Source organism: Roseateles sp. DB2 (genome assembly GCF_051857535.1).
Taxonomy (GTDB): Bacteria; Pseudomonadota; Gammaproteobacteria; order Burkholderiales; family Burkholderiaceae_C; genus Roseateles_B.
The window spans coordinates 54,318-67,048 of record NZ_JBPZGY010000010.1 but is presented as its reverse complement, the minus strand read 5'-3'; the positions used below and the strand labels follow the sequence as shown (position 1 = coordinate 67,048).

10 protein-coding genes are annotated in these 12,731 nt (G+C 64.4%); 1 reads left to right on the top strand and 9 read right to left on the bottom strand.

Annotation, left to right across the window (positions count from 1 at the left end):
- Positions 1-74 precede the first annotated feature (74 nt).
- The 8 genes from ACS5PK_RS15600 to gyrA form a co-directional block, all read right to left on the bottom strand.
- Positions 75-380, bottom strand: a complete 306-nt coding sequence (locus tag ACS5PK_RS15600; protein ID WP_439441177.1) for an integration host factor subunit beta — start codon at positions 378-380, stop codon at positions 75-77.
- Between the two features lie 117 nt (positions 381-497).
- On the bottom strand, positions 498-2,207 hold the full coding sequence (gene rpsA, locus ACS5PK_RS15595; protein ID WP_183104340.1) for a 30S ribosomal protein S1: 1,710 nt from the start codon (positions 2,205-2,207) through the stop codon (positions 498-500).
- A 254-nt stretch (positions 2,208-2,461) separates the two neighbouring features.
- Positions 2,462-4,474, bottom strand: coding sequence for a bifunctional 3-phosphoshikimate 1-carboxyvinyltransferase/cytidylate kinase (locus ACS5PK_RS15590; RefSeq protein ID WP_439441176.1), 2,013 nt, complete (start codon positions 4,472-4,474; stop codon positions 2,462-2,464).
- A 50-nt stretch (positions 4,475-4,524) separates the two neighbouring features.
- Positions 4,525-5,409 (bottom strand): prephenate dehydrogenase, encoded by an 885-nt coding sequence (locus ACS5PK_RS15585; protein ID WP_439441175.1) that lies wholly within the window; start codon positions 5,407-5,409, stop codon positions 4,525-4,527.
- Between the two features lie 17 nt (positions 5,410-5,426).
- Entirely contained in the window at positions 5,427-6,539 is a 1,113-nt protein-coding gene (gene pheA / locus ACS5PK_RS15580; protein ID WP_439441174.1) for a prephenate dehydratase, read from the bottom strand.
- Positions 6,532-7,653, bottom strand: coding sequence for a 3-phosphoserine/phosphohydroxythreonine transaminase (serC, locus tag ACS5PK_RS15575; RefSeq protein WP_439441173.1), 1,122 nt, complete (start codon positions 7,651-7,653; stop codon positions 6,532-6,534). Before serC ends, pheA begins: the two co-directional genes overlap by 8 nt.
- A gap of 36 nt (positions 7,654-7,689) precedes the next feature.
- Complete coding sequence (locus tag ACS5PK_RS15570) at positions 7,690-8,289, bottom strand: DUF2059 domain-containing protein (protein ID WP_439441172.1); 600 nt, start codon at positions 8,287-8,289, stop codon at positions 7,690-7,692.
- Positions 8,290-8,306: 17 nt separating this feature from the next.
- Positions 8,307-10,973, bottom strand: a complete 2,667-nt coding sequence (gene gyrA, locus ACS5PK_RS15565; RefSeq protein WP_439441171.1) for a DNA gyrase subunit A — start codon at positions 10,971-10,973, stop codon at positions 8,307-8,309.
- Positions 10,974-11,241: 268 nt separating this feature from the next.
- On the opposite strand from gyrA, the gene ompA reads away from it, so the two are divergent.
- Positions 11,242-11,895, top strand: a complete 654-nt coding sequence (gene ompA / locus ACS5PK_RS15560; RefSeq protein ID WP_439441170.1) for an outer membrane protein OmpA — start codon at positions 11,242-11,244, stop codon at positions 11,893-11,895.
- Between the two features lie 222 nt (positions 11,896-12,117).
- Here the strand turns inward: ompA and efp are convergent, their stop codons facing one another.
- Positions 12,118-12,672, bottom strand: a complete 555-nt coding sequence (gene efp / locus ACS5PK_RS15555) for an elongation factor P (RefSeq protein ID WP_439441169.1) — start codon at positions 12,670-12,672, stop codon at positions 12,118-12,120.
- Positions 12,673-12,731: the final 59 nt, after the last annotated feature.

The window sequence follows — 12,731 nt, the reverse complement described above, 5'->3', positions numbered from 1 at the left end:
TGTGGGGACGCCAGGGCGAGGAGGCCTGGGGATGTGGGGATTTGGGGTACGGGCGCTCGAGGCGCAGCCGGCCCTCAGGCCATGGGCTCTTCGACGGGCAACTGGGCATCGACGGCTTCACGCAGGGCCTTGCCCGGCTTGAAGTGCGGAACCAGCTTTTCCGGAATCAGGACCTGCTCGCCGCTGCGGGGATTGCGGCCCATGCGGGGCGGGCGACGGTTGATGGAGAAGCTGCCGAAACCACGGATCTCGATGCGATGGCCGCGAGCCAGGGCGTCGGACATGGCGTCCAGGATCGTCTTGACGGCGAATTCGGTGTCGCGCTGCGTGAGCTGGCCAAAGCGGTCTGCCAGGTGCGCGACGAGATCGGAACGAGTCATGACGATGGAATTCCAGGCTGGGGAGAAAAACAGGCTCGCCCCCGTTGAGAGAAGCGAGCCTGCGTCTTGGCGGCTGGGGCCCAGGCTAGCAGAGCCCGGGCCTTTGCGGAACAGGGATTAGCTGTTCTGGTTGTCCAGCTTGGCACGCAGCAGGGCGCCCAGGCTGGTCGTGCCGGCGTTCTCACGCTCGGACGTTGCCGACAGACGCTGCATGGCTTCTTGCTGGTCAGCGCTGTCCTTGGCCTTGATGGACAGCTGGATGTTGCGGGTCTTGCGGTCGATGTTGACGATCAGGGTCGTCACTTCGTCGCCTTCCTTCAGCACGTTGCGGGCGTCTTCCACGCGGTCGCGGGAGATTTCCGAAGCGCGCAGGTAGCCCAGCACGTCCTCAGCCAGCTCGATCTCGGCGCCACGGGCGTCGACGGTCTTCACCTTGCCGGTCACGGTCATGCCGCGATCGTTGATCGAGGTGTAGCTGGTGAACGGGTCAGCGTCCAGTTGCTTGATGCCCAGGGAGATGCGCTCGCGCTCGACGTCCACGGCCAGGACCACGGCTTCGACTTCCTGGCCCTTCTTGTAGTTGCGAACGGCGGTTTCGCCCGGCTCGTTCCACGACAGGTCGGACAGGTGCACCAGGCCATCGATGCCTTGTGCCAGGCCCACGAACACGCCGAAGTCGGTGATGCTCTTGACGGGGCCCTTGACCTTGTCGCCGCGCTTGACGTTCTCGGCGAACTCTTCCCAGGGATTGGCCTTGCACTGCTTCATGCCCAGGGAGATGCGACGCTTGTCTTCGTCGATTTCCAGGACCATGACTTCCACTTCGTCGCCCAGGGAGACGATCTTGGAAGGTGCCACGTTCTTGTTGGTCCAGTCCATTTCGGAGACGTGCACCAGGCCTTCGATGCCCGGCTCGATCTCGACGAAAGCGCCGTAGTCAGCGATGTTGGTGACCTTGCCGAACAGGCGGGTGTTGGCCGGGTAGCGGCGCGACACACCGAACCAGGGGTCGTCGCCCAGCTGCTTCAGGCCCAGCGAGACGCGGTTCTTCTCGGCGTCGAACTTCAGGACCTTGGCGGTCAGTTCCTGGCCGACCTGAACGACTTCGCTCGGGTGACGGACACGGCGCCATGCCATGTCGGTGATGTGCAGCAGGCCGTCGATGCCGCCCAGGTCCACGAAGGCACCGTACTCGGTGATGTTCTTGACCACGCCCTGGACGATCGCGCCTTCCGACAGCGTTTCCAGCAGCTTGGCGCGTTCTTCGCCCATGGAGGCTTCCACCACAGCGCGACGCGACAGCACAACGTTGTTGCGCTTGCGGTCCAGCTTGATGACCTTGAATTCCATGGTCTTGCCCTCGAACGGGCTCATGTCCTTCACCGGGCGGGTGTCCAGCAGCGAACCGGGCAGGAAGGCGCGGATGCCGTTGACCAGGACGGTCAGGCCGCCCTTGACCTTGCCGGAGACGGTGCCGGTCACGAAGTCGCCGGACTCCAGAGCGGTTTCCAGGCTCAGCCAGGAAGCCAGACGCTTGGCCTTGTCGCGCGACAGGATGGTGTCGCCGTAGCCGTTTTCGATGGCGTCGATGGCCACCGAGACGAAGTCACCGACGTTGACTTCGAGTTCGCCCTGATCGTTCTTGAACTCTTCGATGGGCACGTAGGCTTCGGACTTGAGGCCGGCGTTCACCACCACGAAGTTGTAGTCAACACGGACGACTTCGGCCGAGATGACCTCGCCGGAGCGCATGTCAGCGCGTTGCAGCGATTCTTCGAAGAGAGCGGCGAAGGATTCGCCGCCGGTGGCGGTTTGGGTTTGGGACATGTTGATTCCTGAATCGGCGCGCACAGCGTAGGAAGAAACTCTGGAAAGCGCCGACGGTGAGTGCAAGTTGCCTTGCGGGTTAGGTTGCAGACAAAGCGCACCCGGTGGACTGTCGTCCGAAGGGCAGGTGCGCCCGCTTTGGGGAATGACGGCCTTGCGAGCCTCATCCCGGGGATCCTTTTGCGAACTGTCATCGCCGGGGGATCCGTCCCGGCCCTGCTGGAGTGGGTCCGGGTTCGTCCCCCGGTCCTGCCTCAGAAGGGCTGGCGCTCCTGCCACCATCCCAGCACCAGATCCTTCGATTCCTCGATGGTCTGGCCGGAGTTGTCCAGCAGCTGCGCATCCTGCGCGGGCTTCAGTGGCGAGGCGGCGCGACCCTTGTCGCGCGCATCGCGCGCTTCCAAATCCGCACGCAAGCTCTCCATATTAGCGGAAATTCCCTTGCCAATCAATTGCTTATAGCGGCGTTCGGCGCGTGTCTGGGCGCTGGCCGTGAGGAAGACCTTGAGGCCGGCATCGGGAAATACGGCGGTGCCCATGTCGCGCCCGTCGGCCACCAGACCGGGCAGGCGGCGGAAATCCAGCTGGAGCTGGTGCAATGCCTGACGGACTTCGGGGTGTGCGGCTACCTGGGAGGCCATCAGGCCGGTGGCTTCCTCGCGCAGCAGATCGCTGATGTCCTCGCCCTGAAGGATGGCCCGGCCCTTGCGGAAATGGAGGTCCAGGCCGGCGGCGATGCGAGCCACGGCAGGACCGTCATCCAGGGTGATGCCGGCGCGGAAGGCTGCCAGCCCTGCCGTGCGGTACAGGGCGCCGGAGTCCAGCACGATGTAGCCCAGTTGGTGCGCCACCTCGTCGGCCAGCGTGCCCTTGCCCGAGGCCGTGGGGCCATCGATGGTGATCACGGGGATGTCGGCGCGGCGGGCCTGCACCACCTCGAAGAGGGTCTCGAAGTAGTCCGGGAAGGTCTTGGCAACGCAGGCGGGATCCTGGATGCGCACGGGCACCGGCCGTCCGGTGATGAGTGGGTTCAGCGCGGCCAGCGAGAAGCACATGGCCACGCGGTGGTCGTCATAGGTGTGGATGCTGGCGGCGCGCCAGTCGCGCAGCGGGTGGATGCGCAGCCAGTCCGGGCCTTCGTCGACCTGAGCGCCCAGCTTCTTCAGCTCGGTGGCCATGGCGGCGATGCGGTCGGTCTCCTTGACCCGCCAACTGGCGATGTTGCGCAGGGTGCTCGGGCCGTCGGCGTAGAGCGCCATCACGGCCAGGGTCATGGCGGCGTCCGGGATGTGGTTGCAATCCAGATCCAGGGCTTTGAGCGGCCATGCGCCGCGGCGGACCTCAACCCAGTTCGCTCCCTGCTCGATGCGGGCGCCCATCAGCGCGGCGGCCTCGACAAAGCGCACGTCGCCCTGCAGGGAAGCCGATCCCACGCCCTCGATGCGCACTGGGGCCTCGATGCCGGCCAGCGCGCCTAGTGCGACGAAATAGGAGGCGGACGAGGCGTCGCCCTCCACATGCACTTCGCCCGGCGAGCGGTAGCGGCTGCCCGCAGGAATGGTGAAGCGCTCCCAGCCCTCGCGGCGCACCTCGATGCCGAAACGCTGTAGCAGCGCCAGCGTGATGTGGATGTAGGGCTTGGAGATGAGCTCGCCCACCACTTCGATGACCACGTCCTGCCTGGCTACCAACGGCAGCGCCAGGAGCAGGGCGGTGAGAAACTGACTGGAGACGTCGCCGCGCACACGAACCGGCTCAGCGAGGCGCAAGGGTGTCGGGCCGCTCAGGCGCAGCGGGGGGTATCCCTCATGGCCCAGGCAGGCGATGTCGCAGCCCAGATCGCGCAGGGCGTCCACCAGATCGCCGATGGGACGCTCGTGCATGCGCGGCACGCCGCTGAGCTCGAACTGCCCGCCCTGTGTGGACGCCAGCAGGGCCAGGGCCGCGGCCAAGGGGCGCATGGCCGTGCCGGCGTTGCCCAGGAAGAGCTTGAGTCCGGCTTCGCGCACCGGTGCCGACAGCTGGCCGCCAATGCCGCGCACGCGCAGCAGCGGGCCGTCCTGGGTGATGGTGCAACCGAGCTGGCGCAGTGCCTCCAGCATCACGGCGGTGTCGTCGGAGGCCAGCAGGTCGTGGATCAGTGTCTCGCCCTCGGCCAGGCCGGCCAGCAGCAGGACGCGATTGGAGATGCTTTTGGAGCCTGGCAGACGCACGCTGCCGGCTGCGGCCTGCAGCGGAGGCAGGTCGAGGAAGGGGATCTTGTACATGGGAGGACCGGAAAGACGGAGGTCGGACTCAGCGCATGCGGCGCGACATCTCAGCGGGGACGGCTGCCGGGCATCTGGCCCATCTGCCATTGCGAGCGTCCGTCCGAGGCTTGCTGAAGAAGCGCCTCGAGGGCCTGGGCGTTGTCCTGCTGGAGGAGCAGCTCGAAGCGCGCGAGCATGTCGCGGAAGCGCTGGGACTGGGCAAGCACCTCCTGCTTGTTGGCGAGGAGAATGTCGCGCCAGATGGCCGGGTCGCTGGCCGCGATGCGGGTGAAATCGCGGAACCCCGGTCCCGCCAGGCTGAGGTAGTCACGCCCGGCGGCCTGATTGGCAATGGTGCTGAAGTAGGCATAGGCCAGCAGATGCGGCAGGTGGCTGACGGCGGCAAAGGCCGCGTCATGATTCTGAGGCGTCATCTTCAGGACCTGGCAGCCCAGGGCGGACCAGACATCGGTCGCCTTCTGGATCAGCGTGGCGTCGGTCTGGGGCAGGGGCGTGAGGATGACCTGGCGGCCCTGGTAGAGCGCGGCATCGGCGGCCTGCACGCCCGACTGCTCCTTGCCCGCAATGGGATGACAGGGCACGAAGGAGCCGATCTGCTTGCCCAGCACACGCTGCGCGGCATCCACCACATCGCACTTGGTCGAGCCGACGTCCATCATCAAGACCTTGGGGTCGACCAGGTGCTTGACGGCACGGAAGGTGGCTTCGGTGGCGGCTACGGGCACGGCCAGCAGCACGATGTCTGAACTGGCCACTGCCAGCAAGGCGGACTCGGCCGCGATGTCGATCACCCCCAGGCGCTTGGCGGTCTCGGTGGTGGATGGGGACTTGCTGTAGCCGACGACCCGCTTGACCAGGCCAGCCTTCTTCAGGGCCAGCGCGAAGGAGCCGCCCATCAATCCACAGCCGATCACACCCAGTTGATTGAACATTGTGTCCTTTGCTTGACTCAGCCCTTGCGGGGATAGGCGCCGATGACCTTGTAGAACGCGCACAGGGCGCGCAACTCGTCCAGGGCGGCGGCGACGTTCGGTTCGCTGGGGTGGCCGTCGAGGTCGATGTAGAAGTAGTACTCCCACTGACCGGTGCGAGCCGGGCGGGACTCCAGACGGGTCATGGACACGCCATGCTTCTTCAGCGGCACCAGCATGTCGTGCATGGCGCCGGGCTTGTTGGGCACGGAGACCACGAGACTCGTGCAGTCGCGGCCGGTGGCCGGCGGCGTTGCCATGGTCTGCGGCAGCGTGATCACGGCGAAGCGCGTGCGGTTGTAGGCCTCGTCCTGGATGGCGTGGGCCACGATGTGCAGGCCGAAGAGGGTGGCCGCGCGCTCGCTGGCAATGGCGCAGAAATCGGGGTTCTCGGCAGCCAGGCGGGCGCCCTCGGCATTGCTGGACACGGCGCGGCGCTCGGCGTCCGGCAGGTGCTTGCTGAGCCAGTTCTGGCACTGGGCCAGGGCCTGCGGGTGGGCAAGAACGGCCTTGACACCGTTGAGGCTGTTGTCCTTGCGCAGCAGGTTGTGGCGGATCAGCAGGCTGACCTCGCCCACCACATGCGTGGGGGTGTGCAGGAAGAGGTCCAGAGAGCGGGTGACCACCCCCTCGGTCATGTTCTCCACGCCCACCACGCCATACTGGGCGCTGCCGCTGGCGGTGGCGTGGAAGACCTCGTCGAAGCTGCTGCAGTAGATCAGGTCCGCAGCACCGCCGAAGTACTCGATGGCAGCCTGCTCGCAAAAGGTGCCCATGGGGCCCAGCACCGCCACTCGCTGCGGGGATTCCAGTGCCAGGCAGGCCGACATGATCTCGCGCCAGATGGCCGCCACGTGCTCGTTCTTCAGCGGACCGGCATTGGCCGCCTGGATCTTGTGGATGACCTGGGCGACGCGGTCGGGGCGGAAGAAGGGCGTGCCGTCTCGCCGCTTGAGTTCACCCACCTGCTCGGCCACATGGGCGCGTTCGTTGAGCAGGCGCAGCAGTTGTCCATCCAGGGCGTCGATCTGGTCGCGCAGGGCCAGCAGGGCGGGGTTCGCAATGGGGGCGGGGGGCTTGTCCTCAGCCATGACGGGTCTCAAAGTCCTTCAGGAAGTCCACGAGGGCATGCACGCCTTCGAGGCTCATCGCGTTGTAGATGGAAGCACGCATGCCGCCCACCGACTTGTGGCCTTTGAGTTGCAGCAGTTGCCTTTCCCGGGCTTCGTCCAGGAAGGCTTGGTTGAGTTCGGGGGTGTCGTGGGCCCCGCGCAGATAGAAGGGCACGTTCATGCGGGAACGGCATTGGGGTGCAATGCGGTTCTCGAACAGGACGCTGTGGTCCAGGGCCTGGTAGAGCAGTGCAGCCTTGTCGATATTGCGCTGCTCGATGGCGGCCAGCCCGGTCTTGCCGCCGTACTCGAAGCGCTTGAGCCACTGGAACACCAGGCTGGCCACGTAGATGGAGAACGTGGGCGGCGTGTTGTACATGGACTGCGCTTCGGCCACGGTCTTGTAGTCAAAGGCCGAGGGGCAAATGGGCAGGGCATGGCCTAGCAGGTCTTCCCGGATGACGACCAGGGTCAGGCCAGCAGGGCCGATGTTCTTCTGCGCGCCACCAAAGGCAAGGCCCACGCGGGACCAGTCCACCGGGCGCGACAGCACATGGGAGGAAAAGTCGATGACCAGGGGGGCGTCGCAGCCCAGGGACTTCAGGTCCGGCAGGTCGTGGAACTCAAGGCCGTCGATGGTCTCGTTGCTGCACAGGTGCACATAGGCGGTGTCACGTCGCAGCTGCCACTCGCCCGGCGCCGGGATGGCGCGCTGGCCATGGGCCTTGGCATCTGCGGCAATGTGGACGTCTGCATAACGGCGTGCCTCCTGGGCGCTCTTGCGGGACCAGGATCCGCTCACCACCACATCCACATTGCCGCCTCTCGACAGGTTCAGCGGCACGATGGCGTTCTCGGCCAAGCCGCCGCCCTGCATGAAGAGGATGCGGAACTGGCTGGGCACAGCCAGCAGCTCGCGCAGGTCGGCCTCGGCTCGTTCACAGATGGAGACGAACTCCTTGCCGCGGTGGCTCATCTCCATCACGCTCATGCCCGAACCGTGCCAGTCCAGCATCTCCTGGGCGACTTGCTGCAGCACCTCTTCAGGCAGGGCGGCGGGTCCGGCGGAGAAATTGAACGGGCGTCGGTTCATGGCGTGATGGGCTGGGCGAATGGTGATGGGGCCGGCTTACTTCTTGGGTGAGTTCTTGTTGGCGGCAGGACTGCTCGCTGCGCCGGGCATGGGCACGCCCAGGTGCTTGGCCACGTTCTGCTGCAGCGTCTTGAAGCGCGCATCCAGGACGGCGCCGTTCTCAGCCAGCAGTTTGTCGCCCAGGGCCTTTTGCATCTCGCCGCCCAGCTGGCCGAATTTCTTGCTCACTGGCGAATCCAGCCAGGCCAGGATCTGCTTCAGCTCGTCCTCGGTGAACTTCTCTTCCAGGATGGCGCCTACGGTGCTGGGTGCCAGCTTCTGCGCCTTGTCGCGCAGGAAGGGACTGTTCTCCTCGACGAACTTCTTCACGTCCGCCTCGATGGCCTTGGCTGCGGCCTCGCGCTTGTCGGCGGGCATCTGCTGCAGCATGCCGCCGGCGCCCTGCATCAGCTGGGCCACGGGGGCCTGCAGCATGTTGCGGGCCATGATTTCCACGCCCTGCTGCTGATGCTGCAGGACCTTGGCGACCAGTTCCTTCTTGGCTGCCGAGCTGGCGGGGGCGGCGGGGCCCTGTGCCATCGCAACGCTGGCGCAGGCCAGGGTGCTTGCGGCCACGAGCAGCTTCAATGCATTCATGCGAGGTGCCTTCACGTTCATTCCTTGTTGGAGTCTTGGTCGTCGGCCGGGTTGGCGCTGACGTCATTGCCGGCCTCATCGCCCATATCGATGCTGGCTTCGTTGGCATCGTTCTCGACGATGCGTTGCAGGCCCGACAGCTTGGCGCCATCGTCCAGAGCGATGAGGGTGACGCCCTGCGTGGCGCGGCCCAGCTCGCGGATCTCGGCGACGCGGGTGCGTACCAGCACGCCCTTGTCGGTGATCAGCATGATCTCGTCCTCCGGGCGCACCAGCGTGGCAGCCACCACTCGGCCATTGCGCTCGCTCTGCTGGATGGCGATCATGCCCTTGGTGCCGCGGCCATGGCGGGTGTACTCAATGATGGAAGTGCGCTTGCCGTAGCCGTTCTCGGTGGCGGTCAGCACGCTCTGGCTTTCGTCCTCAGCCACCAGCATTGCGATCAGGCGCTGTTCGGGCTCCAGCATCATCCCGCGCACGCCACGCGCTTGCCGGCCCATGGGGCGGACGTCGTCTTCGTCGAAACGCACCGCCTTGCCGCCATCGCTGAACAGCATGACGTCGTGCTTGCCGTCGGTGAGGGCTGCGCCGATGAGGAAGTCCCCTTCGTCCAGGTCCACAGCGATGATGCCGGCCTTGCGCGGGTTGCTGAAATCCTTCAGCGAGGTCTTCTTGACGGTGCCCAGGGCGGTAGCCATGAAGATGAAGTGATCTTCAGGGAAGCTGCGGAACTCGCCGGTCAGCGGCAGCACCACGGTGATCTTTTCGTCCTGCTGCAGCGGGAACATGTTCACGATGGGCTTGCCGCGCGAGTTGCGCGAGCCCTGCGGCACTTCCCAGACCTTGAGCCAGTAGACGCGGCCGCGGTTGGAGAAGCACAGGATCCAGTCGTGGGTGTTGGCGATGAAGAGCTGATCGATCCAGTCGTCGTCCTTGGTCGCTGCAGCCTGCTTGCCGCGGCCTCCCCGGCGCTGGGCGCGGTACTCGCTGAGGGCCTGGCTCTTGATGTAGCCGGTGTGCGAGAGCGTCACGACCATGTCGGTCGGGGTGATCAGGTCTTCAGTCCCCAGCTCCTGGGCATTGCGCTCGATCACGCTGCGGCGAGCGCCCAGCTTGGTCTGGCCGAACTCCTGGCGCAGTTGCACCAGTTCTTCGCTGATGATGGTGGTCACGCGCGAGGGCGTGGCCAGGATGTGCAGCAGATCGGCGATCTGGGCCATCACGTCCTTGTACTCGCCGACGATCTTGTCCTGCTCCAGTCCGGTCAGGCGCTGCAGGCGCATCTGCAGGATTTCACTGGCCTGGTCGTCAGAGAGGCGGTAGAGACCATCCTGCTGCATGCCGTACTGGGCGGGCAGCCCTTCCGGGCGGTAGGCATTGCGGCCGCCGGTGGTCTCGTTTTCAGCGCGGGCCAGCATCTCGCGTACCAGCGAGGAGTCCCAGCTCTTGGCCATCAGCGCGGCCTTGGCGACAGGCGGGGTTGGCGAGGTCTTGATGGTCTCGATGAACTCGTCGATGTTGGCCAGCGCGACGGCCAGGCCTTCCAGCACGTGGCCGCGCTCGCGGGCCTTGCGCAGCTCGAACACGGTGCGGCGAGTCACCACCTCGCGGCGGTGCTCCAAGAACACTGTCACCAGGTCCTTCAGGTTGCACAGCTTCGGCTGGCCGTCGATCAGGGCCACCATGTTGATGCCGAAGGTGTCCTGCAGTTGCGTCTGCTTGTACAGGTTGTTCAGCACGACCTCGGGCACTTCACCGCGCTTGAGCTCGATCACCACGCGCATGCCGGACTTGTCCGACTCGTCCTGGATGTGGCTGATGCCCTCGATCTTCTTTTCGTGGACCAGTTCAGCAATGCGCTCCAGCAGCGTCTTCTTGTTGACCTGGTAGGGGATCTCGTCAACGATGATCGCCTGGCGATTGCCCTTGTCGATGTCCTCGAAATGCACCTTGGCCCGCATCACCACGCGACCGCGGCCGGTGCGGTATCCATCGCGAACGCCCGCCAGGCCGTAGATGATGCCGGCAGTCGGGAAATCGGGTGCCGGGATGATCTCCATCAGCTCGTCGATTGAGCAGTCTGGATTCTTCAGTGCATGCAGGCAGGCGTCGACGACTTCGTTCAGGTTGTGCGGCGGGATATTCGTCGCCATGCCCACGGCAATACCTGCGGATCCATTCACCAGGAGATTGGGCAAACGGGTGGGCAGGACCAGGGGCTCTTTATGGCTGCCGTCGTAGTTGGGGCCGAAATCGACGGTTTCCTTGTCGATATCCGCCAACATTTCGTGGGCGATTTTGTCCAGGCGGATTTCGGTGTACCGCATGGCCGCGGCGTTGTCGCCGTCGATGGAGCCGAAATTGCCCTGGCCATCAATCAGCATGTGCCGCAGGCTGAAGGGCTGGGCCATGCGCACGATGGTGTCGTAAATCGCGGAGTCGCCGTGCGGGTGGTATTTACCCATGGTCTCACCCACCGCCTGAGCACTCTTGCGGTACTTGGCGTTGTAGGTGTTGCCCATCTCGTTCATGGCATACAGCACCCGGCGATGCACGGGCTTCAAGCCGTCCCGGGCATCGGGGAGGGCTCGACCTACGATCACGCTCATCGCGTAGTCGAGGTAGGAGCGCCGCATTTCCTCTTCGAGGCTGATGGGCAGGGTTTCCTTGGCGAACTGAGTCATGCGCGTTGCGGCGCCTAGTGTGAACCGGCGCCGAATCTGGTACGGACGGGAAGGGTTGATTCTATGCTGGCCGGCATGTCGCTCTCGCACAACATGGATCCATGGCTTTCGGCAGGTAGGCAGCAGAATGCTGAACGCCCTGGGCGCTATGGCACAATTGCTGAGTCCCTAGTGGAAACCCTTGGGCTTTGCCATGGGGAATCTGCTTGGCATTTCAAAGATCCGGACATTTCGCAGGGCAACTGCGTCTTTCCTTGAGAGGATAAACATGAAGAAATTGAACCGTGTGGCGTCGCTCTTCGCAGTGGCTGCTGTCCTGTCGTCTGGCGCTTTCGCCCAGAACGTTGACAACTGGCGCTCGACCGACGGCACCGTGTGGAAGAACGGCAGCAACGAATACTGCTGGCGCAACAACTTCTGGACGCCTGCGACCGCCGCCAAGGATTGCGACGGCGCCCTGAAGCCGGAAGTCAAGAAGGTTGAGCCGCCGAAGGTTGCTGATACGCCCAAGGTGGAGCCCAAGGCTGAGGTCAAGCCGCCGGTGACGCCGCCTGTGGTGCAGAGCGAGAAGGTCACCTTCGCCGCCGATGCCTTCTTCGATTTTGACAAGGCTGTGCTGAAGCCCGAAGGCAAGGCCAAGCTGGATGACCTGGTCTCCAAGACCTCCGGCATCAACCTGGAAGTGATCGTTGCCGTCGGTCATACCGACAGTGTTGGCTCTGACGAATACAACCAGAAGCTGTCGGTGCGTCGCGCTGAAGCTGTGAAGGCTTATCTGGTGTCCAAGGGCATCGAGAAGAACCGCGTCTACACCGAAGGCAAGGGCGAGAAGCAGCCTGTGGCTGACAACAAGACCACCGAGGGTCGCGCCAAGAATCGTCGCGTGGAAATCGAAGTGGTCGGTACCCGCGCCAAGAAGTAATCAGTTCGCTGATGCTTGAAGAAATCCCCGCTGAGGCGGGGATTTTTTTCGCCTGTGCGTCGCGCAGCGCCTGCGGGTTTGCTTGCTCGTGGTCTTGTGGCTGTCGATGGCCGCCGCAAGGGGCGTCGAGAATGGCTGGGGCTGGGGGCTCCTGCGTCAAGCAGGCGGCGCGCAAAACAAAAGGCGCCCGGAGGCGCCCTTGTGGTTGGCATTGAGCGAGGCTCAAACGCGCTTGCGGTATTCGTTGGTGCGCGTATCGATTTCGATCTTGTCGCCGTTTTCCACGAACAGGGGCACGGGGATCTCGAAGCCGGTACCCTTCACGCGGGCGGGCTTCATGACCTTGCCGGAGGTGTCGCCCTTGACGGCAGGCTCAGTCTCGATCTCGCGAACCACGGTGGTGGGCAGTTCGACGGAGATGGCCTTGCCGTCGTAGAACACCACTTCGACGGCCATGTTGTCGTCGAGGTAGTTCAGGGTGTCGCCCATGTTCTCGGCTTCCACCTCGAACTGGTTGTATTCGGTGTCCATGAACACGTACATCGGGTCAGCGAAGTAGGTGTAGGTGCACTCCTTCTTGTCCAGGATGATCTGGTCCATCTTGTCGTCGGCCTTGAAGACGACTTCAGCACCTGCGCCATTCAGCAGGTTCTTCATCTTCATGCGCACGGTGGCGGCGCCGCGGCCGCCACGGCTGTATTCGGTCTTCAGAACGACCATCGGGTCCTTGCCCTGCATGATCACGTTGCCGGCGCGGATTTCCTGAGCGAGTTTCATGGTGTTGTCTTGCTGATGTCTTGAATGGGAGCGGTGTATTGAGTGCTACCTCTGGGCGA

Bases quoted from the DNA above. Each gene is read 5' to 3' on its own strand.
- ACS5PK_RS15585 (WP_439441175.1), bottom strand. From the start codon at position 5,409: ATGTTCAATCAACTGGGTGTGATCGGCTGTGGATTGATGGGCGGCTCC.
- efp (WP_439441169.1), bottom strand. From the start codon at position 12,672: ATGAAACTCGCTCAGGAAATCCGCGCCGGCAACGTGATCATGCAGGGC.
- rpsA (WP_183104340.1), bottom strand. From the start codon at position 2,207: ATGTCCCAAACCCAAACCGCCACCGGCGGCGAATCCTTCGCCGCTCTC.
- ompA (WP_439441170.1), top strand. From the start codon at position 11,242: ATGAAGAAATTGAACCGTGTGGCGTCGCTCTTCGCAGTGGCTGCTGTC.
- gyrA (WP_439441171.1), bottom strand. From the start codon at position 10,973: ATGACTCAGTTCGCCAAGGAAACCCTGCCCATCAGCCTCGAAGAGGAA.
- ACS5PK_RS15600 (WP_439441177.1), bottom strand. From the start codon at position 380: ATGACTCGTTCCGATCTCGTCGCGCACCTGGCAGACCGCTTTGGCCAG.
- serC (WP_439441173.1), bottom strand. From the start codon at position 7,653: ATGAACCGACGCCCGTTCAATTTCTCCGCCGGACCCGCCGCCCTGCCT.
- ACS5PK_RS15590 (WP_439441176.1), bottom strand. From the start codon at position 4,474: ATGTACAAGATCCCCTTCCTCGACCTGCCTCCGCTGCAGGCCGCAGCC.
- ACS5PK_RS15570 (WP_439441172.1), bottom strand. From the start codon at position 8,289: ATGAATGCATTGAAGCTGCTCGTGGCCGCAAGCACCCTGGCCTGCGCC.
- pheA (WP_439441174.1), bottom strand. From the start codon at position 6,539: ATGGCTGAGGACAAGCCCCCCGCCCCCATTGCGAACCCCGCCCTGCTG.